The sequence below is a fragment of the Kribbella sp. NPDC051586 genome (assembly GCF_044453965.1).
Classification (GTDB): Bacteria; Actinomycetota; Actinomycetes; order Propionibacteriales; family Kribbellaceae; genus Kribbella.
In genome coordinates this window covers 1,154,654-1,179,710 of sequence record NZ_JBITDF010000004.1, presented here as the reverse complement: position 1 = coordinate 1,179,710, position 25,057 = coordinate 1,154,654, and the positions used below count along the sequence as shown (strand labels likewise).

The following is a 25,057-nucleotide window of genomic DNA, read 5'->3' as shown; positions in this document are numbered from 1 at the left end:
TGTCCGCGGTTGGTTCATATCTGCTGTTGCCCGATCCCCTGGCTGCGCTTCTCCGACGTCAGCTCTCCGCGACCCAGGAGTACTCGACCTTGGGGCGGCCGCTGCGGCCGTCGTAGCGTTGGGTCCGCAACGCCTGCCCCTGGTCGGCCAGGTGCTCCAGGTAGCGGCGGGCAGTGATCCGGGACGTGCCCAAAGAGGTGGCGACCTCCTCGGCCGTCCACCCCTCGCGATCCGCGAGCAGTTGCACGACCCGGTCCAGAACCGAGCCCGCCAGACCCTTCGGCACCGAAGAGACGGTTGCTGGATGCAACAAGCGGTCGACCTCGTCCTGATCCGCGACGACCTGTCCGGCCTCCGCGGCCCGACGCTGGCGGGCGTACGCCGACAGGCGGTCCCGCAGCGTCTCGAAGGCGAACGGCTTCAGCACGTACTGCACCACGCCGATCCGCGCCGCCGCCTGCACCGCCGCGACCTCCCGCGCCGACGTCACCGCGACCACGTCAGTCTGGTTGCCAAGAGCACGCATTCGCCGTACGACGTCCAGCCCGTGCCCGTCCGGCAGGTGCATGTCGAGCAGTACGACGTCCACCCCGCCGTGGGACAGCACCTGCAGCGCACGTCCCGCAGTACCGGCGATCCCGACGCAGGTGAACCCGGCCAGCCGCTCGACATAGGTACGATGCGCCTCCGCCGCGACCGGATCGTCCTCCACGACGAGCACGCGCAACTCAGACACTCGCACCCACCGCCCGCGGCAGCCGCACCCGCACGGTCAGCGCCGGTACTTCGTCCAGCTCGGAATCCGGATCGACCATCAGAGAACCCTGCCACCGCTCGACCGTGCTCCGCACCAGCACGAGCCCCAATCCGTGTCCGGGCTCGGCCTTCGTCGTCCAGCCGCGTTCGAACATGTGCGCCAACTCCACCGATCCCAGCTCGGCCCCGGTGTTCGTCACGATCAGGTCGATCGCGTCCGCCAGCGTCGCCGCGCGGAACTCCACCTTCCGCGGCGCCGGCCCGCCGCGCGCGGCCTCGATCGCGTTGTCCAGCAGGTTTCCCACCACTGTCACCACGTCCTGCGCCGGCAGCCTCGTGTTCAGCTGCTCCTGCCCGAGATCGAGCGAAAGAACCACACCACGCTCCTGCGCCTGCGCCAACTTTGCCAGCAGCAACGATGCCAGCACCGGGTCCCCGACCGTACCGACGACCCGATCCGTCATCGCCTGCGCGAACTGCAGCTCCGACACCGCGAACTCCCGCGCCCGCTCCGGCTTCCCGATCTCGATCAGGCTGACGACCGTGTGCAGCCGGTTCGACGCCTCGTGGTTCTGTGCCTGCAGCGAATCCGCCAGACTCCGTACGGCGTCCAGCTCGCCGAGCAGCCGCTGCAACTCGGTGTGGTCCCGCAGCGTGACGATCCGTCCGCGGCCGGACGGCTGCTGGTTCACGACGACGACTCCTTGGGCGCCGAGGTGGAGCTCGTCGTACGCCGTACGCCCGGTGCCGAGCAACTCCGCGAGCGCAGAACCGAGGTTGAGCTCCTCCAGCGGCGTACCCGGCGCGACCGACCGCAACCCGAGCAAACGAAGCGCCTCGTCGTTCGCGAGCTGGACCCGCCCGTCGAGATCGAGCAGGATCAGCCCTTCGCGGGCCGCGTGCAGCACCCCTTCGTAGAAGTCGAGCATCCGCGCCAGCGACTGCGTGCCCATGCCGCGGGTCGCACGACGTACCCGCCAGGTGACGAGCGCGTTGCCGGCGATCGCGACCCCGAGCATCAGGCTCGCGATCCCGAGCATCGAGCGCAGGTCCAGCCGGGCCAGCTCCCACCAGCCCGGCGCGGCCAGGCCGCTGGCCGCCGCGTCCCGCAGGGCCTGGGCCCGGGACCGGCTGACCATCACGATCCACACCATCGCGATCAGGACGAGGACCGTGACGGTCTGCAGCCAGAGAACCTGGCGGCGCAGCTCCCACGGACGGTGTCGCATGCGGACAGTTTGCCCCTAATGCGTACTGCGAACGATATGAACGAAATGAGCACTTCTCCTGTGCGTCACGTCACAGTTACTCACCAGGCCCCAACCACCCCTCCGCCAGGCCGATACAGGGAGTCCCACCATGTCGAGCCCGACCGAACCCCGCCCGACTCCGGTCCGTAACGACCGGACCCATTTCCTCTACATCGCCGTCATCGTCGCCGTCCTGCTCGGCATCGGTGTCGGGTTCCTGTTCCCGGACTTCGCGGTCGAGCTGAAGGCGCTCGGCACCGGGTTCGTGAACCTGATCAAGATGCTGATCAGCCCGGTCATCTTCTGCACGCTGGTGCTCGGCATCGGCTCGGTCCGGCAGGCCGCCAGCGTCGGCAAGGTCGGCGGTCTCGCGCTCGGCTACTTCCTGGTGATGTCGACGGTCGCGCTCGCGATCGGCCTGGTGGTCGGCAACATCGTCCAGCCGGGCGCCGGGCTCGACCTGACCGACAAGCTCCGCAAGACCGGTCAGGCACAGGCAGCCGGCGCTCACACCAGTACGACGGACTTCATCCTCGGCATCATCCCGAAGACGCTGCTCTCCTCGCTGACCGAGGGGCAGGTCCTGCAGACCGTGCTGGTCGCGTTGCTCGTCGGGTTCGCCCTGCAGGCGATGGGCTCGAAGGGGCAGCCGATCCTGATCGGCATCGGTCACATCCAGCGACTGGTGTTCAAGATCCTGTCGATGATCATGTGGACGGCGCCGATCGGTGCGTTCGGCGCGATCGCGGCGGTCGTCGGCGCCACTGGGTGGGATGCGCTGGTCAGCCTCGGCAAGATCATGCTGGCCTTCTACATCACGTGTCTGCTGTTCGTGGTCGTCGTACTCGGGGCGATCCTCAGGCTCGTCACCGGCCTGTCGATCTTCCAGTTGTTGCGGTACCTCGGTCGTGAGTTCCTGCTGATCGTGTCCAGCTCGTCGTCGGAGACCGCCCTGCCCCGACTGATCGGAAAGATGGAACACCTCGGCGTCGACCGGTCCGTGGTCGGTATCACGGTCCCGACCGGGTACTCGTTCAACCTGGACGGGACGGCGATCTATCTGACGATGGCGTCGTTGTACATCGCGGAGGCGATGGACACGCCGTTCTCGCTCGGCCAGCAGATCTCGCTGCTGCTGTTCATGATCGTCGCGTCGAAGGGCGCGGCCGGCGTCACCGGTGCGGGACTGGCGACGCTGGCGGGCGGTCTGCAGTCGCACCGGCCGGAGCTGCTGGACGGCGTCGGGCTGATCGTCGGCATCGACCGGTTCATGTCCGAGGCCCGCGCGCTGACGAACTTCGCCGGTAACGCGGTTGCAACGGTGCTGGTCGGGCACTGGGTGGGTGAGTTCGACAAGGAACAGGCCCAGCAGGTGTTCGCCGGCAACGACCCGTTCGACGAGGTCGCCTTCGCCGCCGGGGACACCCACGCCGGCGACGTTCCCGCAGAAGTCGGCACCGGAGCAGTCGGCACCGCAGGAATCGGCACCGCAGGAGTCGGCACCGGCCCGTCGGAGACACGGCAAGACACCTAGACCAACTTCCACCCCTCCACACGCTGCCCGCCGGGCCACAGACCGGCGGGCAGCGCTGTGCGTGGCGGATCCCCAAGCCATCACAATCGCCGCGCCGGCGGCACCCCCCGCGGCGCGACCGCGCCGGCCACGGATTGTGATGGCCTGGGGATCCGCTACTTCCCGTCGAGCAGCTCGATCACCGGGGCGAAGTCCTCCAGGTAGCCCGAGTTGACGCTGATGTAGCTGGCGCCGATCTGGTCGCGACGGCGCTCGAGTTCGTCGGCCATCTCCTGTGGGGTACCGCGGAGCAGCATCAGCGAGTCCATCGCCTCGAGCTCGTCGGGTTCGACGCCGGAGGCGCGCTTGGTCCAGGGCGGCAGCGGGCGGGTGCCGGCCGCGAGGAGGTTCATCGCGAGCTCGATGTCGTCGGCACGGGACCCGGCCAGCTCACGCAACTCCCGCGCGACGGCCGCAACCTCCGAGCGAGGGGTCGTGGCGTCCTTGGCGATCGACACGATGTCTGCCCGCGAGGCCGCCAGCGCAAGCGCCTTGGGCCCGCCGGCAGCCAGCATGATCGGCGTACGACGCTCACCATCGAGCTCACGCAGTAGATCGAGCGTCTCGACGACCTGCTCGCGCCGCTCCCGGGCGGTACCCCACCGCAGACCGACCTCAGCCGTCTGCTGCTCCGCGACCGGGCGTCCCGTGCCGATGCCGAACTCGAACCGCCCGTCGGTGAGCACGGTCAGCGTGTGCGCCTCCCAGGCCGCCTGCCGCGGTGTGCGCAGCGGCGCCGCCGCGACGAAGGTGCCGACGCGGATGTCGGCCACCGCGGCCGCCATCGCCAGCGACGAGAACGGCGCAGGGAGCTGTAGCCCGTCCGGCATCAGCACGGTCGAGTACCCGAGGTCCGCCGCCTGCCGGACCGTCTTCATCCACTCCTCACCGGTCGTGGGACTCCCCGCCACGCCGAACCGGAATCGCCTGTCGCTCATCGCCTTCTCCCTCCGTCGTTTGATACCTCCACCCTCGCGGCAGAGGGGGTGTGTCCACATCCCACGACGGGAGGCGTTCGCCGTACGCCGCTCGACGTACTCTGGTGACATGTCACGCAAGCGCAGCCCCCTGCTGGACCGGCCCGGCGCGGTCGAGGCCGACGGAATCGACGCCGGCGTCGCGGCCCACTACGGCTCGGACCTCCGCGAACAGCGGGCCCTCGTCGCGGGCGAGGCGTTCGTCGACCTGTCGCACCGCGATGTGGTCACCATCACCGGCCCGGACCGGCTGACCTGGCTGCACGCGCTGACCACGCAGTACTTCGAGGGCCTCAAGCCTGGTACGTCGACCACTGCGCTCCTGCTTTCGCCGACCGGGCACGTCGAGCACGTGATGTACGGCGTGGACGACGGGGAGACGTTCTGGCTGCACACCGAGCCCGGGGCGGTCGAGGCGCTGGTCGACTGGCTGCAGAAGATGGTGTTCATGTCTCGCGTCGAGATCGCGGACGTGACCGACGACTACGCGATCATCTGGCGCCCCGGTACGGCGGAAGGCGAGCACCTGACCCGGACCGGCGAGGACTCGCTCGGTGGGCACGAGGTCTTCCTGCCGCGCGCGGAGCTGGCCGGCCTGGAGGGCCAGGCCGCTGGCGTGTGGGCGTACGAGGCGCTCCGGATCGAGGCGGGAGCGCCGCGGTTCGGGCTGGACACCGACGAGCGCGCGATCCCGAACGAGCTCGGCTGGCTGGGCGTCGGCGTACATCTGAACAAGGGCTGTTACCGCGGGCAGGAGACGGTCGCACGGGTGCACAACCTCGGCCGGCCGCCGCGGCGGCTCGTGCGCTTGCACCTGGACGGCTCGGTGGATCGCCTCCCGGCTCACGGGGACGCCGTACTCGCGGGGGAGAAGCAGGTCGGGGCCATCGGGTCGGCGGCACGCCACCACGAGCTCGGCCCGATCGCGCTGGCCATCGTGAAGCGCAACGTCGATCCGGAGGCCGTGCTGGACGTCGTCGCTGAGGACCAGCCGACGGTCAAGGCGAGCCAGGAGCTTCTGGTCGACCCCGAGGTCGGGCTGCACGTGCGCTCGCGGTTGTGAGGGGAATCATTCGCAACCCGGCATTTTGCACCTGTACAGTTCAGCCGTGACCGATCCTGTGATCCTGGCCGACGTCGTCCGCAGCGACTTCGTCGAAGGCCACCACCGCGGCTCCGTCGTGGTGACGAATCCCGACGGCAGCGTGGACTGGGCCGTCGGCATCGTGGACGAGCCGATGTTCCCGCGCTCGTCCAACAAGCCCATGCAGGCCCTCGGCATGCTCCGCAACGGCCTGCCGCTCACCGATGAGCTCCTGGCTCTCGCGGGCGCGTCCCACTCCGGCGAGCAGTTCCACGTGGACGGCGTACGGGCGATCCTGGCGAAGGCCGGTCTCGACGAGACCGCGCTGCAGACGCCGGTCGCGTACCCGCTGGACGACGAGACCCGGGACGCTTGGGTCAAGGCCGGTCACGGCAAGGAGCGGGTGGTGATGAACTGCTCCGGCAAGCACGCCGCGATGCTCCTGACCAGCACGCTCAACGACTGGGACCTCGAGACCTACCGCTCGCCGGATCACCCGCTGCAGAAGGAGATCCGGACGGCGATCGAGGACACCGCCGGCGAGAAGGTCTCGTACGTCGCGGTCGACGGCTGCGGCGCCCCGATCTTCGCGCTCACGCTCTCCGGCCTGGCCCGCTCGTTCGGCCTCTTCGCGTCCGCGGCCGCGGACACGAACGAGGGCCGGATCGCCGACGCGTTCCGTGCGCATCCCGAGTACGCCAGCGGGAGTACGCGTGACGAGGCCGAGCTGATGCGGGCCGTCAACGGCCTGTTCTGCAAGGCCGGTGCCGAGGGTGTGTACGCCGTCGGGCTCGCGGACGGCACCGGGATCGCACTGAAGCTCGAGGACGGTACGGCGCGAGCCCGCAAGGTCGTGATGGCGGCAACTCTCCAGCGCCTCGGCATCACCAACGAGACGATCGAGAAGCACCTGCACTTCGACCTCACGGGCGGGGACAACGTGGTCGGTGCGGTCCGGCCGCACGCGCCGGCGTTCAGCTGACCAATGGGTGGGTCGGCGTGACCTCGCGGGTGTGGAGTACGACGTCGAACCAGTCGGCGAGGCTGTCGCCGGTCAGGTAGGACGACGGTCCGGCGTCTGGGAAACCGCGGGTCTTGGCGGTGCGGTGCAGCCAGGCGCGGACGGCTGCGGGTTGCGGTTCGGTGCGTAGGTCGAGCAGGAAGTCGTCCAGGCCCGTCGCCGTCAGTTGGTGCTCGAACCAGTCCGTTGGTGCGGGCGGCATCGTGAGCGGACCGAGCGACGTACCGTGGTCGAGCGTGCAGCCGATCGAGCGGTAGCGGTCGCCGTACCAGGCACGGAGGTACGAGCCGGCGCTCCGGAAGGCGACGGGCGGTTCGCTGACCTGCAGGTGCGGTGCGTTGGCGGTGTGGGCGCTGGCTGCCCAGTAGATGACCTTGTTGCGCGTGAAGCTGTGCCACCAGTGGACGTTCTCCGCGGCGCGGGCGTCGCGGTACAACCAGTTCTGATCCTCCGGCAGGCTGAATGCCGTGTAGAACGAGCGGATCTGGCGTGCATGGTGCTCGGTGAGCGCGTAGTCGCGGTCGTTCGGCCGGTGCGGTAGGTCACGCACCAGCGAGTACACGGCGCGGGCCTTGGCGACGTACGGCGTCTTGTCCTTGACCTCCTGCCAGTACCACTGGACGTACGCGCCCATGTCGTCAGTGGTCGGGCGGATCGGGTCCAGGCTGCGGTGGAGCTCGGCCAGGCGGTGCGGTGCGCGGCGAGCGACGTACTCCGAGACGGCGTCGTACGAGAGCCGCCGCGTCGAGAAGTACTCCGAACCGGCGAACCGGACCTTGTCGCGATGCGTGGCGTTGTACGCGCGGAGGTACTCGAACAGCTCGGCGTTCTCGTGCGTGCGGGCCTCCGTGCTCAGCTGGCCCATCAGCGCGTACAGGTCGCCCCGGCCGGTGAGGACGTAGTCGTTCAACTGGGTGCCCAGGGACCAGTCGTCCTCGAACGCGATCGCACGGAAGCCGTGGTGCTCGACGAGGTCGCGGATGACGCGGAGCTTGAGATGAGTGATCTCGGCGGTCGCGTGCACTGCTTCACCGAGGCCGACGATCTGCGCGTTGCCGGGCTGCAGTTCGGAGATCGGCTTGGCGTTCTCGGTGATCCACCGGGTGATGGGGTCGCCGGTTGCGTAGCCGGCGGTGCCGCCCAGGCCGGCCGCGGTGACGCCGAGTGCCGAGCCGGCCAGCAACGTTCTGCGAGAGATGGTTTCCATGCCGTCCCACCCTGTCGCTCAGCGCCGTCGCGGGCATCCTCCAGCGGAGGGCTTCGCAGATACGCCGTCCGTCGTACGCGCCTGGACGTTTGCGTTCCTAAGGTGAATGGCATGGACGAGGCGATCGTGATCGGGGCCGGGATCGGCGGACTGGCGGCCGCCGCCGCGTTGGGGCAGAGCGGATGGCGCGTGCGGGTGCTGGAGAGTGCGCCCGCGCTCGGAGAGGTCGGTGCCGGGCTCGTCGTGACCGACAACGGGTACCGGGCGGCCGAGGTGATCGGGGCGGCGGAGGAGATCCGGCGGAACGGGTACGGCGTCTGGGCGGCCGGCACCCGTCGCTGGGACGGGAAATGGTTGCTCAAGGCACCTGATGGTGGAGGCCGGATGACCGGGATCCACCGCCGCCGCTTGCACCAGGTGCTGGCGGACACGCAGGACGCGGACCTCGTGCTCGATGCGCGAGTGTCCGCCGTCGAGCCCGGTACGCCGGGAGGAGAGTGTGCCTGTGTCACCTGGGAATCGGCGGACGGCACGCACACCGCACGGGCGGACCTGGTCGTCGCCGCGGACGGGATCCGCAGCATCACCCGCAGTGCACTCTTCCCGAACACGTTGCGGTACAGCGGTTTCAGTTGCTGGCGGGCGGCCATCGCGGACAGGACCGTGGACGATCGGTTCGCGATGACGTGGGGGCCGAACGCCGAGTTCGGCGCGCTCCGGATCAGCGCCGACGAGGTCTACTGGTACGGGTACGTCGCGATGCCGAGCGGCCACGAGTTCGCCGACGAGGTCCGGGCGGTTCGGGAGTACTTCGCCACGTGGGCTCCCGACGTACGGGCGTTGACCGAGTCGACCCACGAGGTGATCCGGCACGACGTGTGGGTGCTGGATCGGCCGCTGCCGCGGTACACCGTGGGGCGGACCGTGCTGGTCGCGACGCGGCGCATCCGATGTTGCCGACGCTCGGGCAGGGTGCGAACTCCGCGCTCGAGGACGCGGTCACGGTCGGCCTGGTGCTCCCGGTCGGCGGTGATCTCGCGGCCGGGCTGCAGCGGTACGAGTCACAGCGTTATCGGCGTACGCGACGGCTGGTGAGCCGGTCGGCGCAGATGGGCCGGATGGGGGCAGCGGTCGGGCCGCGTGGTCAGTTGCTGCGGAACGCGCTGCTGCGGATCACCCCACCGCGTGCGGCGTTGCGGAACGGCACGCGGATCTTCGACTGGACGCCGCCGCAGTCACTTCGCGCGTAGCCGGTCGACCGGCGGCGACGGGATCGGGAGCGGCGTCGCCGGCGCGGGCAGGTCGTAGCCGGCGTGCAGGCGGCGGCGGATCGCCTCCACCGGGAAGGTCTCGCGGTAGATCGCCAGCTTGACCGTCACACCTTCTAACGTTGCTCTGAGCAACATTTCCTCGAGAGCCGGCTCGGTGGCGCCGCGGGCCGTGAAGATGTCGCGGATCGCGTCCTCGACCAGCGACAGCCGCTCCGACTTCGCCTGCTCGACGCGCGCGAACACGTCGTGTGTCGTGGGCAGCATCATCAGGCTGATCGCGAGCCGCTGGATGTGCAGGGTGGTCGCGGCCGCCATCAGGGCGCCGTCGATGATGCCGGCCAGACGTTCGTCCGGTGTTCCCGGGATGGTCAGGATGCCGGCGATGCCGTCCAGCCAGCGATCCAGGAGCTCGGCGGCGAGCTCCTCCTTGGTGGCGAAGTAGTACGACACCAGGCCGCGGGAGACGCCCGCCTTGGTGGTGATGTCGGAGATCGACGCGGCCTCGTAGCCGTTGGCGGCGAAGACCTCCAGAGCCGCCGCCAGGATGCGTTCGCGGGAGCGTTCGCGCATCTCCTGGTTGACGGTGGCCGATCGCGGCACTGCTTCCTCTCCTGGTCAAACCCTGAAGCGCCGGGCGATCCCCATCCTCATGCCCGGCGCCCCGGGGCTGACCCCCCGTGGTTACGGCCCCTCCCCAGGCGCCGCTTATAGACTGGACGTCCAGTCAACAAATGTCAAAGGTCGTCCCGATTCGTGGGACACGCAGCGCGACGGGTAGGATGAAGATGCTGCGCCCTGTGTCGAGTGGCACGTGAAACCAGCCGTAGCCACCGCCAGAACCCTCTGACTGCTTGGAGCGCTTCCTCATGCCTGTCCGTAACGACCTGCGCAACGTCGCGATCGTGGCCCACGTCGACCACGGGAAGACCACCCTCGTCGACGCGATGCTGTGGCAGTCCGGCGCGTTCGGGGCCCACCAGCACGTCGACGAGCGGGCGATGGACTCCGGCGACCTGGAGCGTGAGAAGGGCATCACGATCCTCGCCAAGAACACCGCCGTGCGGCACAAGATGGCCAACGGCGAGCAGATGACGATCAACATCATCGACACCCCCGGCCACGCCGACTTCGGTGGCGAGGTCGAGCGCGGGCTGTCGATGGTGGATGCGATCGTGCTGCTGGTGGACGCCTCCGAGGGCCCGCTGCCGCAGACCCGGTTCGTACTGCGCAAGGCGCTGGCGCGGAAGATGCCGGTGATCCTCGTGGTGAACAAGGTGGACCGTCCCGACGCCCGGATCTCCGAGGTCGTCGACGAGACCTACGAGCTGTTCCTCGACCTGCTCGACCACGACGCCGACCAGGGTGCGCTCGACTTCCCGGTCGTGTACGCGTCCGCGCGGGCCGGTCGTGCCTCGCTGACCCAGCCGGCCGACGGCGGGATGCCGGACTCCGAGGACCTCGAGCCGCTGTTCGAGACGATCCTGAACAACGTGCCCGCCCCGGAGTACACCGAGGGCGCGCCGCTGCAGGCCCACGTCACCAACCTGGACGCCTCGCCGTTCCTCGGCCGGCTCGCGCTGGTCCGGGTGCACGAGGGCACGCTGAAGAAGGGCGCCCAGGTCGCCTGGTGCCGCCACGACGGCACCATCCAGAAGGTCAAGATCACCGAACTGCTGGTCACCGAGGCGCTCGAGCGCGTCCCCGGCGACTCGGCCGGGCCGGGCGACATCGTCGCGATCGCGGGGATCCCCGAGATCATGATCGGCGACACCCTGACCGACCCGGACAACCCGAAGCCGCTGCCGCTGATCACCGTGGACGAGCCGGCCATCTCGATGACGATCGGCACCAACACGTCGCCGCTGGCCGGGCGGGCCAAGGGCACGAAGGTGACCGCGCGACTGGTCAAGGACCGCCTCGACCGCGAGCTCGTCGGCAACGTGTCGCTGAAGGTGCTGCCGACCGAGCGTCCGGACGCCTGGGAGGTGCAGGGCCGTGGTGAGCTGGCGCTGGCCATCCTGGTCGAGCAGATGCGCCGCGAGGGCTACGAGCTGACCGTCGGCAAGCCGCAGGTGGTCACCCGCGAGATCGACGGCAAGCGGCACGAGCCGGTCGAGCGGCTGACGATCGACTGCCCCGAGGAGTACTTGGGCACGGTCACCCAGCTGCTCGCGGTCCGCAAGGGCCGGATGGAGCAGATGACCAACCACGGCACCGGCTGGGTCCGGATGGAGTTCCTGGTCCCGGCCCGTGGCCTGATCGGCTTCCGCACCGAGTTCCTCACCGACACCCGCGGGACGGGTATCGCCCACCACGTGTTCGAGGGGTACGAGCCGTGGTTCGGCGAGCTGCGCACCCGCCCGTCCGGCTCGCTGGTCTCGGACCGGGCCGGCGCCGCGACGTCGTACGCGATGATCAACCTGCAGGAGCGCGGCACGATGTTCGTCGAGCCGGCCACCGAGGTGTACGAGGGCATGATCGTCGGCGAGAACTCGCGCTCCGACGACATGGACGTCAACATCACCAAGGAAAAGAAGATGACGAACGTCCGCTCGAACGCGGACGAGTTCGAGAAGCTCGTGCCCGCGCGCAAGCTGTCCCTCGAGCAGTCGCTGGAGTTCTGCCGCGAGGACGAGTGCGTCGAGGTCACCCCGGACGCGATCCGGATGCGCAAGGTGGCCCTCACCCAGATCGAGCGCTCCAAACTCGGCCGCAAGAGCAAGAGCTGATGCCGGACCGCGCGGTGGTGGACGGGCTGTTCCCGGCGGATCTTCCTGAGCCGGAGTACTGGGAAGAGCGGTATCCGGCGCGCGAGCTCCCGGAGGGTGCGAAGGTCACGCGGTTCGGGCCTTCGCCTACCGGGTTCGTGCACATCGGCGGGATCTACACGGCGATGATCGACCGGGACGTCGCGACCGACTCCGGTGGTGTGTATCTGCTGCGGGTCGAGGACACCGACCAGGCGCGTGAGGTCGAGGGCGCACTGGAGCAGTTCGACCGTGCCTTCGGGTACTTCCGGATCAGCACCGACGAGGACCGGCGCCAGGGTTCGTACGGGCCGTATGTGCAGTCCGAGCGCGAGCAGATCTACCTCACCTACGTGCGGCACCTGCTCCGGCAGGGCAAGGCGTACCTGTGCTTCGCAACGAAGGACGAGCTTGCCGACATCACCGCCCGCCAGCAGGCCGCCAAGGTGCCGACGGGGTACTACGGCAAGTACGCCCTGTGGCGCAACGCCGATCCGGCCGACGTGCAGGCCAAGCTGGCCGAGGGCGCGCCGTACGTCGTGCGCTTCCGGACGCCTGACGACGCCGACGGGCAGCGGACCAGCTTCGCCGACGCGATCCGCGGCCGGCTCGAGCACGAGGCGAATCGCAACGACGCGGTGATCCTGAAGTCTTCGGACCAGTCGCCGCGGCTGCCGACGTACCACTTCGCGCACGCGGTCGACGACCACCTGATGCGGGTGAACCTGGTGATCCGCGGCGACGAGTGGATCTCGTCCGTTCCGCTGCACCAGCAGCTGTTCGCGGCGCTCGAGTTCGAGCCGATCACGTACGCGCACGTCGCGCCGCTGATGAAGCAGATCCCGGGCGGGAAGCGGAAGCTGTCGAAGCGGAAGGACCCCGAGGCCGGCGTCGACTTCTACATCGGCGCGGGCTACCCCGCGGACGCGGTGCTCTATTACCTGCGTGGCCTGGCCAACGGCCGGCTCGCGGAGCTGCCGTTGGCGGAGGCGCTGTCGACGCCGATCCAGCTGGACCAGTGTGGTGTCGCCGGCCCACTCGTCGATCTGGTGAAGCTCGAGGACATCAGCGCCGACCAGATCGCGACGCTGAGCGGCCAGCAGATCCTCGACGCGGTGCGCGTGTGGGCGACGGAGTACGACGCTGAGCTGGTGCCCGTGCTGGACAACGAGACCGAGCTCGCGCTGCGTGCGCTGGCCGTCGAGCGCGACGGCGTCGAGAACCCGCGCAAGGACCTGCGCAAGTGGTCGGACTTCCGTTCGGCGTACGGCTTCTTCTTCACCGAGCTGTTCGTGCCGGTCGACGGTCCTGGCGACGAGCGGCTGGCTCCGTTGGGAGTGGCGCCGGAGGTCGTCACGGCGTTCGCCCGCGATCTCGTGGCCGGGTACGAGCATCGCGACGACCCGCGGGAGTGGTTCGACCAGATCCGTGGGCTGGCAGCCAAGCACGGGTTCGCGGCGAATGCCAAGGAGTACAAGAAGGATCCGGACGCGTACCCGGGTTCGATCCGCGAGGCCTCGCAGTTGGTGCGCGTCGCGATCACCGGCGCGACCCGCAGTCCCGACCTGCACGCGACCGCTCAGGCGCTCGGCGCACCGGAAGTCCTGCGCCGGCTGCAGGCGCTCGCTCAGTAACCCCTGGGACTGAAGGGACTGCTGGGACTCCGGCCGGAAACGCGTAGGCCACGAAGTGGACACGGTGGCTCACACGGCGCGACCTTGACTACATCGGTGTGATACATAACTTCTCGGTCGCCGGTGGGGGAAGAAGTTTTGATTCGTTACCAACCAGACGCCATGCGGCGACGTCTGTCTTGTGGAAGCACTCTTTGGGGGAAGGACGAGGAAAACATGGGCATTCTGCGTAAGGTCTGCGCAACTCTGACGGCCGTTGCGTTCGTGGGCGTCGGTGCGCTGTCGGCGACCACTTCGGCTGAGGCCGCGCCCCAGGTTGCGGGGTCGGCGCAGAAGTCGGCCACGGCGCCGGCGCCGGCGGGTCTGCCGCCGAAGGCGGCGGCCAAGACCACGTCAACGTCCACCAGCAGGCTCATCGCCAAGTACAAGGTCGACCGGCGGTGCCTGACCAGGGGCCGGGTCCTCTGTATCAACAAGAAGACCCGCAAGCTGGTGTACGTCGTGAACGGCAAGCCGATCCAGGTCATGGACGTCCGGTTCGGCGCGATGAAGACGCCGACCCGCAGCGGCGTCTTCAAGGTCTACCGCAAGTCGAAGAACCACGTCTCTTCGCTGTACCACTCGAAGATGCCGTACGCGATGTTCTTCAGCGGCGGCCAGGCCGTCCACTACTCGTCGGACTTCAAGGCCCGTGGCTACAACGGCGCCTCGCACGGCTGCGTGAACGTCCGCGACAAGAACAAGATCGCCTGGGTGTTCGCCCGGGTGCACGTCGGCGACAAGGTTGTCGTCTACAGCAAGTGAGCTGAGGTTCGAGCGGCGGCCGGGGAGCTACTCCCCGGCCGCTGTCGCGTTCTCGAAGGCCTTGTACAGCCGCGGCTCCACCAGGCAGAAGGTGCCCTTGGCAACGTTCGTCGGCGTACCGCGCATCGTCCGTACGGCGATGTCCGCCGCGGACCGGGCCGGCCACCCGTAGATCCCGGCCGAGACCGCCGGCAGGGCCATCGTCCTGACCCCGAGCTCGTCCGCGATCCGCAACGCGTTGCGGTAGCAGGACTCGAGCAGCGCCGGATCCCGCTGGCCGGCCACGTAGTTCGGCCCGACCACGTGGATCACGTACGACGCCGGCAGCGCGCCGGCCGTGGTCCACACCGCCGACCCGGCGGGGGTGCCGTCCGGGTACCGCTCGATCAACTCCGCGAGGATCTCCGGACCACCCGCCCGATGAATCGCGCCGTCGACGCCGCCACCACCGCGCAACGCGTGATGAGCAGCGTTCACGATCGCGTCCACGGGCACCGTGGTGATGTCCGCGGTACTCAGAACGATCTCCATGGTGGCGGTCTCCTTCAGCAGGTCGGGATCCAGTCGAGGAGTGCGTCCGCGATCGCGGCGGCCGAATCCTCCGGCAGGAAGTGCAGGCCGGCGACGGTGACCTCACGCTGGTTCGGCCAGCGACGGCACAGCTCGCGCAGCGGTCCGGTGAGCAGCGCTCCCGGTTCGCCGTTGACGAACAGCTTCGGTACCCGTGACTCCGCCATCCACGCCGCATTGGCCGCCACGATGTCGTGCACGTCGGCCGGCGATCCGTCGATCGGGATCTCGCGCGCCCAGGTCAGCGTCGGACGGCGGCGCTCCCCAGCTTCGGCGAACGGCGCTCGGTACGTCGCGAACTCGTCGTCAGTGAGCTTGCGCTGGATGCCGCTCGGGAGGACCGTCTCGACGAAGACGTTCTGCGCCAGGACCAGCTCTTCACCTTCCGGACTGCGTAGCCGGCGAAACAGCTCCGGTGCAGGCGCGTTCGGGCTGTCCCAGGTGACCGGCGCGACCAGCGTCTCGAGGTACGCGATCCCCCGGACGGAATCCGGATGCCGGCGGGCCCAGTCCGTTCCGAGTACGCCGCCCCAGTCGTGGCCGACGATGATCACGTCGCTGGTCAGCCCGAGTGCCTCGAAGAACAGGTCGATGTACCGACGATGGTCGACGAACCGGTACCGCTCCGCGTCGCCGGCCGCCGACGGATCCGAACTGCCCATCCCGGCCAGGTCCGGAGCGATGCAGCGAGCGATCGCGGAGACCGGGCCGAGGACGTCTCGCCACAGGTACGACGAAGTGGGGTTGCCGTGCAGGAACACGACCGGTGGTCCGGTGCCGGCCTCGCGATAGGCCATCCGGATGCCGATCTCCACCGAGTTGAGCGCGGTCACCAACTGAGCCTTCCTCCGGTACGCTGAGCCAACCGAATGGCCGGTGAGGACGTCCTACAAGTGTAGGGACGAGGTCGAGACGGAGGGGGCCCGATGCGTGGGCTGATCATTCGCAAGGCACTGAGCACGTTGATCGTGGGCGGTGTGATTGCGACACTCCTGAGTTCCGGAACTACGGCGACGGCGACCGGCTCCGATGTGAAGACGGTGCCGTTCGAGGTCAGCGGCGAGCTGCCGATCTACCCGAAGGCGCTGTGGAAGAACGGCTCCAGCGGGACGAACGTCCGCAAGGTCGAGGCGCGGCTGGTGCAGCTGAAGCTGCTCGAGAAGCGCTACCTGGACAACGACTTCGGGACCATGACCCGGTCCGCGGTGAAGAAGTTCCAGAAGTCCAAGGGCATTCCCCAGCTGGGGTACGTCGACCAGAACACGCTGGACCAGCTGGCCAAGGTCACCCACGTCCCGACCCAGACCGAGCTGTACCCGCCGGCCCCGGTGGTCGAGGGCAAGAAGCTCGACCCGCGGTGCGCAACCGGCGTGGCGCTGTGCATCGACAAGTCCACCCGCAAGCTGCGGTACGTCGTCGACGGCGTGGTGAAGATGCAGATGGACGTCCGGTTCGGCGCCGTGAAGACCGCGACCCGCGAGGGCAGCTTCACCGTCGGCTGGAAGAGCCGGAACCACGTCTCGAAGCTGTACGACTCGAAGATGCCGTACGCGATGTTCTTCAGCGGCGGCCAGGCGGTGCACTACTCGTCGGACTTCGCGGCGCGTGGCTACAACGGCGCGTCCCACGGCTGCGTGAACGTCCGCGACCTGGCCAAGATCAAGGTCCTCTTCGACGAGGTCAACGTCGGCGACAAGGTCATCGTCTACCGCTCGTAACACCCCGCCCGCTGCACCGACCCACCCCGCCGTACTGAACCTCGAACAACCAGGGCTTACACACCTGGTGGTGGGCTTGAACAGGCAATAACTTGTTCAAGCCCACCACTAGGTGTGCCGACCCCGGCAAGTTGGGGTGGGCGGGGTGGGGGACGGTGAGAGCGCGGGAGTGGTGGAGGTGGCGGGGGCCCGTGTCACAGCGGGCGGGGTCCCCGGCGGCGACGCAGGGCGCCCCAGCCGCCGCGGCCGCGACCGGTGGCGGCGCGGAGGGCGGGCCGGGCGTCGACGAGGTAGACCGCCGACGCGACGATGCCGATCAGGCCGAAGAAACTCAGCCAGCCCTGGAAGAACTGGCTCAGGGTGAACACGACCAGGATCAGCACCCAGCCGGGCTTGGTGAGCTTGTCGGCGGCGATGAACACCGCGCGGGGCCGGAAGGCGGCATCGAGCAGCGCGACCAGCTTGAGGACAAGCAGCACCCACCAGATGACCGACAGTGGATCGCCGAACCCGGGGATCAGGCTCTGGAAGGTGATCATGCTACGAGCCTAACCGACAGACCGGGCGGCCCACCTCTGCTGAGTCGCAGCTGTGGACCGCCCGGGGGCAGGTTTCACGCAAAAACAGGTGAATTGTCACCCTCGGTGGCGGTTTCAGTCGCCGATCTTGTCGGCGGCGGCCTCGGCCGCCTTGCCGGCCGCCTTCGCGGTCTTGCGGGCGCTGGTCGTGGTCGCCTTCACGTTGCGGGTCGCCGTCTGGGCGGTCTTCTTGGCGGTGGTCCGGGTGGCCTTGGCCTTGCTCACCGTGGTCTTCGCGGTGGTGACCAGGTCCTCGGTCGCCTTCTGGCTGCGGATCCGCTCGACCAGGTCCTTGCCGCGGCCGGCCAGATCCTCGTAGGTCTCCTCGGCCTGACCGAGCACGACGGTGAAGCCGGCCTGCGCGGTCTTCGGCAGCTCACGCAGCTTGGCCGGGGCGGTCCGGGCGTCGGCGACGATCGCCTCGAAGCGCTTGGCCAGCTCGGTCTGCGCCTTGGTGAGCTCCTTGGTGAGCTCGGTCTGCAGGGTCTTCTGGTCGAGCTTCGCGAACCGGGCGGTCACGTCCTCGCCGACCGCGCGGACCTTCTCGACCGCGAGGTCGCCGGCGCCGGCGATCGCGTAGAACGGGGTAACAGGCGTACGGGTAGCCATCAGGCTTCTCCTCGGGATGTCTTCAGCAGGTTTCAGTCGGTACCGGGATCGGTACTGCGCTTGCGGGCGGAGGGCTTCTTCGCCGGAGCCGCTTCGGTGGCGTTCTCCCGGACGAACGACGTGTACACGTCCAGCAGGACGCGCTTCTGCCGCTCGTTCAGGGCGGGGTCGAGCAGGACGGCGTCGACCACGCCGGTGGCCTGGCGGCCGTCGGAGTCGTCATCCGGATCGAGAATCCCGGCCCGCACGTACAGAGTCTCCGCGGAGATCCGCAACGCCTTCGCGAGCTGCTGCAGCACCTCGGCCGACGGTTTACGCAGACCCCGCTCGATCTGACTCAGGTACGGGTTCGACACGCCGGCCAGGTCCGACAACTGCCGCAACGACAACTGCGCATGCCGCCGCTGCTCGGCGAGATACTCCCCGACGGAGCCCACCGCCCCAGCTGCCTTGTCACTCAACCTGGCCATGTCCCCAGTGTGCTAGCTGAGTGCTTGCAATTGCAAGCAGACCTGCCGTGAGTCGGCTCACGTGAAGGATTTACGCGGGAGCTACTGCTCGCGGAAGACCTTGTGCTGAGCCGCCTGGGCGCGGGGGCGGACCGTGATGCGGTCGAGGTTCACGTGGGCGGGGCGGGTGGCGACGTACGTGACGATGTCGGCAATGTCGTCGGCAGTGAGCGGCTCGCGGACGCCGGCGTACACGGCGTCGGCCTTGGACTGGTCGCCGTCGAAGCGGGTCAGTGCGAAGCCTTCGCTCTGCACCATGCCGGGGGCGATCTCGGTGACGCGGACCGGCTGGTCCCACAGCTCGAGCCGCAGGGTGTCGACGACGGCCTTCGCGCCGTGCTTGGCGGCGACGTACCCGCCGCCGCCCTCGTACGCGACCTGTCCGGCCGTCGAACCCATCACGATGATCGTGCCGCGACCGGAGATAAGGGCCGGGAGCAACGACTTCGTGACGGCCGCGACCGCGATCACGTTCACCTCGTACATCCGCCGCCAGGCGTCCAGGTCGGCCTCGGCGACCGGCTCGAACCCGAACGCGCCGCCGGCGTTGTTCACCAGCACCTGCAACTGGTCCCCGACGGCCGCGGTCAGCGCGGCGACGTCGTCGGCCGACGTCACGTCGCACCGCACGGCGCGGCCGTCGATCTCCTTCGCCAGCGCCTCGATCCGGTCGAGCCGCCGCGCGGCGCAGATCACCTCGAACCCGGCCCGGGCCAGGTACCGCGCCGACGCGGCTCCGATCCCACTGCTAGCTCCGGTCACCACGGCAAGAGGACGCTCGGAAGTCATAGCCCGAGTCTCTCAAACCCACCGGCCGAGCAAGCCAGGAGTCTCAGGACCGACCGGCTCCGACACGCTCGCGCGGCGCCGCCTGCATCGGTGTGGCGGTACGCCGCGCGGACCCGATCGCGGCTGTGAACGCTACGAAGCTGACTGCCAGAACGCCACCGAGCATGCCGAGCGTCGTCCCGTGCGGGTGGATCAGCGCTTGTCCGCGGAACGCCTGGACCGCCACGGTTGCCATCACCCCGGCGTACGCGAAGGCCGCGACGCCGATGAGACGGGCGCGGACGCGCTCCGGGCGGAGCCACGCGATGCGACCGGCGAGCAGGTGCAGGACCAGCAGGGTGATGAGCAGGAAGTGGATCGCGTGCAGGCCGACGAAGTGCGGGATGCGCAGGTCGCCGCCGACGGTGCTCCAGTGCGTGAGCGGCATCCCGGGACCACCCGGCTCGACGCCGATGCCGTGGCTGCCGGCCAGCGTGACCGGGTGGCCGTAGGCGTCGGTGACCTGCTCGTGGCCGGTGTTCGCGCCGACCAGATAGAACGCGATCGCCATCCCCGTGACGGCGAGGCCGAGGCCGATCCGGATGGCGCGGTTCATCGGCGCATCGCCGACGCGCTGGAACAGCAGCATGATCGCGATCACCAGGCTGGCACCGAACAGGCCGAGGACGCCCGACATGAAGACCTTCTGCCCGACCTGGTTGAACGTGTCGGTGTTGTCGTTGAAGTGGCTGAACGTCCCGCGGGCAGCCTGTACGGCGATGAATCCGACGTCGACGATCCCGGTGACCGCGAACACCGTGCCCGTCCACCAGCCGAAACGCCTCGCCTTGCGCAGCTTCGACAGCAGCCAGGCCAGCGTCGCGCCGTACAGGACGAACGAGATGCCGAACTTGAACGGCTTGAGCCACACGGACTCGTTGAGGATCTCCCGGTTGTCGACCAGCAGACCGATCCCGGATGCCACCACGAGACCCGACATGGCGAGCACCATCAACATCAGGGGACGGTGCCAGGACTTGGCTTGTTCAAGGACTGTACGCATGGGTTCCATGCTTTCGGCGCACGGGCCTCAGCGCAGTGGGCCGGATCCGCCTCTCGCGGTGGGGATAGACCTACCCCGAGACGACTCCGGGGCCGACCAGGGCTGCGTCACGCCTGGCGGGTCGGCAGCGCGATGATCTGTCGCAGGTTGACCCCGCGCCGCCGGCTGACGGCGAACGTCACCACGTCCGCGATGTCGTCCGCCGCGAGCGGCCCGATCTGCTCGTTCATCGAGGCGATCAGGTCCTGCCCGGACGTGTCCAGGTGCGTCGCGAGTTCGGTGTCGGTCAGGCCCGGCTCGACGTTCGTGACCCGGACGTCGTACGGCGCGAGGTCCGCGCGGAGCGAGGTCGACAGCTGAGTCAGCGCAGCCTTGGTCGCCCCGTACACGGCGTACCCGGGGAAGACCACGTGTGCGCCGATGGACGAGATGTTCACCAGGTCCGCGGTCCTTCCGTCGCCGCCGGCCGAGATCAGATCCGGCGTGAACGCCTGGACGAGCCGGAGTACGCCGGTCAGGTTGGTGTCGATCATCCGGGTCCAGTCGTCGAGCCGGCCGTCCTCGATCGGCGCGGCCAGCATCACCCCGGCGGCGTTCACGACCAGGTCCGGCCGCCCCAGCCGCTCGTGGATCTGGTTGACCCCGGCATCGACCGAGGCCTGCGACGTGACGTCCATGCTGACGCCGATCACCCGCGGCCCGAGCTTGCCGGCCAGGTCGTCGAGCCGGTCCTGCCGCCGGGCGACCAGTGCGACCGCGGCGCCCGCATCGGCCAGTTGGGTGGCGATCGCAGCTCCGATTCCGCTTGCGGCGCCGGTGACGACAGCGGTACGGCCGGTGAGATCAGTCATTTCGTCCTCCAGGATTCGGTTGATGTCACCGATCCTGGAGCGGTTGCCGAGGCTTACCCAGGTGTCTGTTGAGCCTGGTTCTGGCAGGACCAGGTTGCGATCCGGGCTGCCCTGGATACTGGAGGCATGGATCGTCGAGCGGAGCTGACCGAATTCCTCAAGTCGCGCAGGGCCCGGGTGCAGCCCGAGGACCTCGGACTGAAGGTGTTCAACGGCCGGCGCCGCGTCCCCGGTCTGCGCCGCGAGGAGCTCGCGCAGGCCGCCGGGGTGAGCGCCGACTACTACGTCCGGTTCGAGCAGGGCCGGGCCGACAACGTCTCGCAGGAGATCCTGGACGCGGTCGCCGACGTACTGCGTCTGACCGACGACGAGCGCAAACACCTTGCCCTGTTGGCGAAACCGGCTCGTCGCCGGGCACGCCGCCGTACGACGGAACGGATGCGACCCGGGCTGCAACGGCTGCTGGACTCGATGACCGACGTACCGGCGTTCGTCCTCGGCCGACGGATGGACGTCCTCGGGTGGAACCGGCTGGCCGCGGCCCTGATCGCAGACTTCGACAGCCTGGACCTCAAGGACCGCAACATCCCGCGGATGGTCTTCCTCGACCCGGCCTCGCGCGATTTCTACCCGCAGTGGGAAGCGGTGGCGGACGAGACCGTCGGCTACCTGCGGATGTACGCCGGCCGCTACCCGGACGATCCGGAGCTCACCGAACTGGTAGGTGAGCTGTCCATCCGGAGCCCGGAGTTCCGCGAGCACTGGGCCCGGCACGACGTGAAGGACAAGACCTTCGGGACGAAGACGCAGCACCACCCGCTGGTCGGCGACATCACCGTGCAGTACGAGACGCTGCAGCCGCCAGGCGAGCCGGACCAGCTGCTGGTGACGTACACCGTCGAGCCCGGATCGACCTCCGAGCAGAATCTCCGTCTGCTGGCGAGCTGGACCGCCGCGGATAGGGAGAAGTCCCGATTCCCGGCCGAGGCCCCGGAGTTACCCTGACTCCGTGACTCTATTCATGCCGCGACTCCGTCGCGGCGGGCCATGGGGCTGTTGCTCCCGGCCTTCCCTCGTCGCTCCGGTCGCTTCGCTCCCTCCGCTCCTCAGTCCAGGCCGGGAGGCCCCATGACCGGACCCCTCCGGCGGGTCGCGATGATCAGCCTGCATACGTCGCCGCTCGACCAGCCGGGGACTGGGGATGCCGGCGGGATGAACGTGTACGTGGTCGAGCTGTCCAAGCAGCTGGCCGGCCTGGGGATCGAGGTCGACGTGTTCACCCGCGCGACCGCGTCGGTGCTCCCGGCCCGGGTCGAGCTGCTGCCCGGGGTGGTGGTCCGCAACGTCGCCGCCGGACCGTACGAAGGACTCACGAAGAACGAGCTGCCGTCCCAGCTGTGCACCTTCGCCCGAGCGGTACTGCGGGCCGAGGCGATCCACGAGCCCGGCTGGTACGACGTGATCCACTCGCACTACTGGCTCTCCGGCCAGGTCGGCCTGCTCGCCCGCGACCGGTGGGCGGTCCCGCTGGTGCACACGATGCACACGATGGCCAAGGTGAAGAACGCCAGCCTCGCGGAGGACGACGTACCGGAGCCGCCGGCGCGGCTGCTCGGTGAGGAGCAGGTGGTCGAGTCCGCGGATCGCCTGCTGGCCAACACCTCCGACGAGGCCCAGGAGCTCATCGATCTGTACGGCGCGCAGCCCGCGAAGGTCGGTGTGGTCAACCCTGGTGTCGATCTCGACCTGTTCAGCCCGGGCTCGCAAGCCGCCGCCCGCCAGGAGGTTGGTCTGCCGGCGGATGCCGTCGTACTGGCGTTCGTCGGGCGGATCCAGCCGTTGAAGGCGCCTGACCTGCTGATTCGGGCGGCTGCACGGATGCTCGAGCGGGACCCTTCGCTGCGCTCGAGGCTTGTCGTCGCGATCATCGGCGGGCCGTCCGGGAACGGGATGGAGCACCCCGAGTCGCACGCCGAGTTGGCTCGGGCGCTCGGGATCGGCGACGTGACGCAGTTCGTGAAGCCGATGGAGCGGGCACGGCTGGCCTTGTGGTATCGGGCAGCCTCGGTTGTCTGCGTTCCGTCGTACTCGGAGTCCTTCGGGCTGGTCGCGCTGGAGGCGCAGGCGTGCGGTACACCGGTCGTCGCGGCGGCTGTAGGCGGTCTGAGTACGGCGGTGGTCGACGGGCGGACCGGGTACCTCGTGCGCGGGCACCGGGTCGACGACTTCGCCGACGCGCTGGCCCGGATCGCGACGGATCCGGCCACCCGCGAGAGCATGAGCACCGCGGCGGTCAAGCACGCGCAAGGATTCGGCTGGGAGCTGACCGCCCGCAAGACGCTGGCGGCGTACCGGACCGCAGCGGACACGATGGCGGCCGAGATCGCCGCGGAGGTGGCCGGGTGAGAGTTGCAGCGGCGGACGTGATCCGCCAGGTGCTGACCGAGAACGAGATCGAGTTCACCGAGTCGACGCCGGGTGCGTTCACCGCGGATCTGCCGGGCGAGCGGAAGCTGAAGACGACGGTGACGCTGACCGTCGGGCCGCAGGCGGTCCAGGTGCACGCGTTCGTGGCGCGGCACCCGGACGAGAACCACGAGGCCGTGTACCGCTGGCTGCTGGAGCGGAACCTGAAGATGTACGGCGTCGCGTTCGCTGTCGATCACCTCGGGGACATCCACCTGGACGGCCGCGTCCCGTTGCATGCGATCACGCCCACGGAGGTCGATCGGCTGCTCGGCGCCGTACTGGAATATGCCGATACGTCGTTCAACACGATCCTCGAGCTCGGGTTCGCGTCGTCGATCCGGAAGGAGTACGAGTGGCGGATCTCGCGCGGTGAATCGACTCGGAACCTGGACGCTTTCAAGGGCTGGCTGGAGCCTCGATAGACTCGGCGCCATGACCTATCGCCTGATCCTGCTCCGCCACGGCCACAGCGACTGGAACGCCAAGAACCTCTTCACCGGCTGGGTCGACGTCGACCTGAACGCGCAGGGTGTCGAGGAGGCGCAGCGTGGCGGCGAGCTGCTCCGCGACCGCGATCTGCTCCCCGACGTACTGCACACCTCGGTGCTGCGCCGGGCGATCCGCACCGCGAACATCGCTCTCGAGGTCGCCGATCGCCAGTGGATCGACGTACGGCGCTCCTGGCGGCTGAACGAGCGGCACTACGGCGGCCTGCAGGGCAAGGACAAGAAGCAGACCCTGGAGGAGCTCGGCGAGGAGCAGTTCATGCTGTTCCGCCGCTCGTACGACACCCCGCCGCCGGCGATCGAGCGCGGCTCGGAGTACGACCAGGCCGGCGACGCGCGGTACGCCGGACTCCCGTCCGAGCTGCTGCCCGCGACCGAGTGCCTGAAGGACGTCGTCGAGCGGATGCTGCCGTACTGGTACGACGCGATCGTGCCGGACCTGCGCGCCCAGAAGACCGTGCTCGTCACCGCCCACGGCAACTCGCTCCGCGCCCTCGTCAAGCACCTCGACAACCTCGACGAGAAGACCGTCGTCGGCCTCAACATCCCCACCGGCATCCCCCTGTACTACGAACTCGACGACGACTTCCACCCCCTCACCCCCGGCGGCGAATACCTGGACCCCACCGCCGCCAAGGAAGCCATCGAAGCCGTCAAGAACCAGGGCCGCTAACCAGCCCCCGCAGCCGCGCCGCCCAAAGCACCCGCCTCCGGCGCGGCTGTCCCATTGCCGGCTTCGCCGGGTGCGGGACCGCATCAACAGCGCCTGCCCCGCGCGGGGCAAGTGCAGTTCGCGGGGAAAGGGCGCGCCTGTGTCGTTACCGGCTCGCCAGGGTGCGCGAGCCTGCAGCACAAGCCCTTGCCCCGGCGCAGGCAACTGCAGTCCGCCGCAGGCAGTGTCCACTGCCTGCGGCGCGACTGTTCTGGTGCCGGGTGCCGGGTGCCGGGTGCCGGGTCCAGCCCACGGCTGCTGCCTCGCCGAGGTTTCTGCGGTTGGCGAGCAAAGGACGCGCCTGCGGCGCGACTGTTCTGCTGCCGGCTTCGCCGGGCCGCGGATGGGCCCCGGCTTGGCAACTCCGGCTCGAGGGCAAG

General features: G+C 69.0%; 25 protein-coding genes and 2 pseudogenes. 14 read left to right on the top strand and 13 right to left on the bottom strand.

Going from position 1 to position 25,057, the window contains the following annotated elements; genetic code table 11:
- Positions 1-58 precede the first annotated feature (58 nt).
- Positions 59-736 carry a response regulator gene (locus ACIA58_RS32505; RefSeq protein WP_396407628.1) on the bottom strand — a complete coding sequence of 226 codons (678 nt, stop codon included), beginning with the start codon at positions 734-736 and terminating at the stop codon, positions 59-61.
- Complete coding sequence (locus ACIA58_RS32500; protein WP_396407627.1) at positions 729-1,985, bottom strand: sensor histidine kinase; 1,257 nt, start codon at positions 1,983-1,985, stop codon at positions 729-731. Before ACIA58_RS32500 ends, ACIA58_RS32505 begins: the two co-directional genes overlap by 8 nt.
- Before the next feature lie 130 nt (positions 1,986-2,115).
- On the opposite strand from ACIA58_RS32500, the gene ACIA58_RS32495 reads away from it, so the two are divergent.
- Complete coding sequence (locus ACIA58_RS32495) at positions 2,116-3,540, top strand: cation:dicarboxylate symporter family transporter (protein ID WP_396407626.1); 1,425 nt, start codon at positions 2,116-2,118, stop codon at positions 3,538-3,540.
- Positions 3,541-3,695: 155 nt separating this feature from the next.
- Here ACIA58_RS32495 and ACIA58_RS32490 read toward each other — a convergent pair whose 3' ends face one another.
- A complete protein-coding gene (locus ACIA58_RS32490; RefSeq protein WP_396407625.1) occupies positions 3,696-4,517 on the bottom strand; it encodes an LLM class flavin-dependent oxidoreductase in 822 nt (273 codons plus the stop codon).
- A gap of 109 nt (positions 4,518-4,626) precedes the next feature.
- On the opposite strand from ACIA58_RS32490, the gene ACIA58_RS32485 reads away from it, so the two are divergent.
- Together ACIA58_RS32485 and ACIA58_RS32480 are read left to right on the top strand one after the other, a co-directional pair.
- Entirely contained in the window at positions 4,627-5,619 is a 993-nt protein-coding gene (locus ACIA58_RS32485; protein ID WP_396407624.1) for a YgfZ/GcvT domain-containing protein, read from the top strand.
- Positions 5,620-5,665: 46 nt separating this feature from the next.
- Positions 5,666-6,622: an asparaginase gene (locus ACIA58_RS32480; protein ID WP_396407623.1), complete on the top strand. Its 957-nt coding sequence runs from the start codon at positions 5,666-5,668 to the stop codon at positions 6,620-6,622.
- On the opposite strand, the gene ACIA58_RS32475 is transcribed toward ACIA58_RS32480, so the two are convergent.
- A complete protein-coding gene (locus ACIA58_RS32475) occupies positions 6,615-7,868 on the bottom strand; it encodes an erythromycin esterase family protein (RefSeq protein WP_396407622.1) in 1,254 nt (417 codons plus the stop codon). The genes ACIA58_RS32480 and ACIA58_RS32475 overlap by 8 nt on opposite strands.
- A gap of 111 nt (positions 7,869-7,979) precedes the next feature.
- Between ACIA58_RS32475 and ACIA58_RS32470 the strand changes: the two are divergent.
- The 3 genes and pseudogenes from ACIA58_RS32470 to ACIA58_RS32460 form a co-directional block, all read left to right on the top strand.
- Positions 7,980-8,588: pseudogene (locus tag ACIA58_RS32470) on the top strand (FAD-dependent monooxygenase); the annotation flags it as partial.
- Positions 8,589-8,818: 230 nt separating this feature from the next.
- Positions 8,819-8,908, top strand: a pseudogene (locus ACIA58_RS32465) (hypothetical protein); the annotation flags it as partial.
- A 51-nt stretch (positions 8,909-8,959) separates the two neighbouring features.
- Positions 8,960-9,118 carry a hypothetical protein gene (locus tag ACIA58_RS32460; RefSeq protein WP_396407847.1) on the top strand — a complete coding sequence of 53 codons (159 nt, stop codon included), beginning with the start codon at positions 8,960-8,962 and terminating at the stop codon, positions 9,116-9,118.
- Here ACIA58_RS32460 and ACIA58_RS32455 read toward each other — a convergent pair.
- On the bottom strand, positions 9,104-9,739 hold the full coding sequence (locus ACIA58_RS32455; protein WP_396407621.1) for a TetR/AcrR family transcriptional regulator: 636 nt from the start codon (positions 9,737-9,739) through the stop codon (positions 9,104-9,106). The two genes, ACIA58_RS32460 and ACIA58_RS32455, sit on opposite strands and share 15 nt — an antisense overlap.
- A gap of 266 nt (positions 9,740-10,005) precedes the next feature.
- Here ACIA58_RS32455 and typA point away from each other — a divergent pair, with 266 nt between their 5' ends.
- From typA to ACIA58_RS32440, 3 genes are all read left to right on the top strand, one after another.
- Positions 10,006-11,868 carry a translational GTPase TypA gene (gene typA, locus ACIA58_RS32450; protein ID WP_396407620.1) on the top strand — a complete coding sequence of 621 codons (1,863 nt, stop codon included), beginning with the start codon at positions 10,006-10,008 and terminating at the stop codon, positions 11,866-11,868.
- A complete protein-coding gene (locus tag ACIA58_RS32445) occupies positions 11,868-13,520 on the top strand; it encodes a glutamate--tRNA ligase (RefSeq protein WP_396407619.1) in 1,653 nt (550 codons plus the stop codon). The genes typA and ACIA58_RS32445 overlap by 1 nt, the downstream gene beginning before the upstream one ends.
- 216 nt (positions 13,521-13,736) lie before the next feature.
- A complete protein-coding gene (locus ACIA58_RS32440; RefSeq protein WP_396407618.1) occupies positions 13,737-14,324 on the top strand; it encodes a L,D-transpeptidase family protein in 588 nt (195 codons plus the stop codon).
- A 27-nt stretch (positions 14,325-14,351) separates the two neighbouring features.
- Here the strand turns inward: ACIA58_RS32440 and ACIA58_RS32435 are convergent, their stop codons facing one another.
- Complete coding sequence (locus ACIA58_RS32435; protein ID WP_396407617.1) at positions 14,352-14,855, bottom strand: O-acetyl-ADP-ribose deacetylase; 504 nt, start codon at positions 14,853-14,855, stop codon at positions 14,352-14,354.
- 14 nt (positions 14,856-14,869) lie between these two features.
- On the bottom strand, positions 14,870-15,727 hold the full coding sequence (locus tag ACIA58_RS32430; protein WP_396407616.1) for a haloalkane dehalogenase: 858 nt from the start codon (positions 15,725-15,727) through the stop codon (positions 14,870-14,872).
- Between the two features lie 93 nt (positions 15,728-15,820).
- Between ACIA58_RS32430 and ACIA58_RS32425 the strand changes: the two genes are divergently transcribed.
- Positions 15,821-16,612, top strand: a complete 792-nt coding sequence (locus tag ACIA58_RS32425) for a L,D-transpeptidase family protein (protein ID WP_396407615.1) — start codon at positions 15,821-15,823, stop codon at positions 16,610-16,612.
- Between the two features lie 194 nt (positions 16,613-16,806).
- On the opposite strand, the gene ACIA58_RS32420 is transcribed toward ACIA58_RS32425, so the two are convergent.
- From ACIA58_RS32420 to ACIA58_RS32395, 6 genes are all read right to left on the bottom strand, one after another.
- The gene (locus tag ACIA58_RS32420) at positions 16,807-17,151 is read right to left on the bottom strand and encodes a DUF2516 family protein (protein WP_329005576.1); all 345 of its coding nucleotides are present in this window, start codon (positions 17,149-17,151) and stop codon (positions 16,807-16,809) included.
- Positions 17,152-17,265: 114 nt separating this feature from the next.
- Positions 17,266-17,799: a hypothetical protein gene (locus ACIA58_RS32415; RefSeq protein ID WP_396407614.1), complete on the bottom strand. Its 534-nt coding sequence runs from the start codon at positions 17,797-17,799 to the stop codon at positions 17,266-17,268.
- Positions 17,800-17,831: 32 nt separating this feature from the next.
- Entirely contained in the window at positions 17,832-18,269 is a 438-nt protein-coding gene (locus ACIA58_RS32410; protein ID WP_396407613.1) for a helix-turn-helix domain-containing protein, read from the bottom strand.
- A gap of 81 nt (positions 18,270-18,350) precedes the next feature.
- The gene (locus ACIA58_RS32405) at positions 18,351-19,097 is read right to left on the bottom strand and encodes an SDR family oxidoreductase (RefSeq protein ID WP_396407612.1); all 747 of its coding nucleotides are present in this window, start codon (positions 19,095-19,097) and stop codon (positions 18,351-18,353) included.
- Positions 19,098-19,140: 43 nt separating this feature from the next.
- Positions 19,141-20,139: a hypothetical protein gene (locus tag ACIA58_RS32400; RefSeq protein ID WP_396407611.1), complete on the bottom strand. Its 999-nt coding sequence runs from the start codon at positions 20,137-20,139 to the stop codon at positions 19,141-19,143.
- 107 nt (positions 20,140-20,246) lie between these two features.
- Complete coding sequence (locus ACIA58_RS32395; protein WP_396407610.1) at positions 20,247-20,990, bottom strand: SDR family oxidoreductase; 744 nt, start codon at positions 20,988-20,990, stop codon at positions 20,247-20,249.
- A gap of 126 nt (positions 20,991-21,116) precedes the next feature.
- Here ACIA58_RS32395 and ACIA58_RS32390 point away from each other — a divergent pair, with 126 nt between their 5' ends.
- The 4 genes from ACIA58_RS32390 to ACIA58_RS32375 all read left to right on the top strand — a co-directional run bounded on the left by ACIA58_RS32390 (position 21,117) and on the right by ACIA58_RS32375 (position 24,638).
- Positions 21,117-21,995 (top strand): helix-turn-helix transcriptional regulator, encoded by an 879-nt coding sequence (locus tag ACIA58_RS32390; protein WP_396407609.1) that lies wholly within the window; start codon positions 21,117-21,119, stop codon positions 21,993-21,995.
- Between the two features lie 123 nt (positions 21,996-22,118).
- The gene (gene mshA / locus ACIA58_RS32385; protein WP_396407608.1) at positions 22,119-23,396 is read left to right on the top strand and encodes a D-inositol-3-phosphate glycosyltransferase; all 1,278 of its coding nucleotides are present in this window, start codon (positions 22,119-22,121) and stop codon (positions 23,394-23,396) included.
- The gene (locus ACIA58_RS32380) at positions 23,393-23,881 is read left to right on the top strand and encodes a YbjN domain-containing protein (RefSeq protein ID WP_396407607.1); all 489 of its coding nucleotides are present in this window, start codon (positions 23,393-23,395) and stop codon (positions 23,879-23,881) included. The genes mshA and ACIA58_RS32380 overlap by 4 nt, the downstream gene beginning before the upstream one ends.
- Positions 23,882-23,891: 10 nt before the next feature.
- Positions 23,892-24,638, top strand: a complete 747-nt coding sequence (locus ACIA58_RS32375; RefSeq protein ID WP_396407606.1) for a phosphoglyceromutase — start codon at positions 23,892-23,894, stop codon at positions 24,636-24,638.
- Positions 24,639-25,057: the final 419 nt, after the last annotated feature.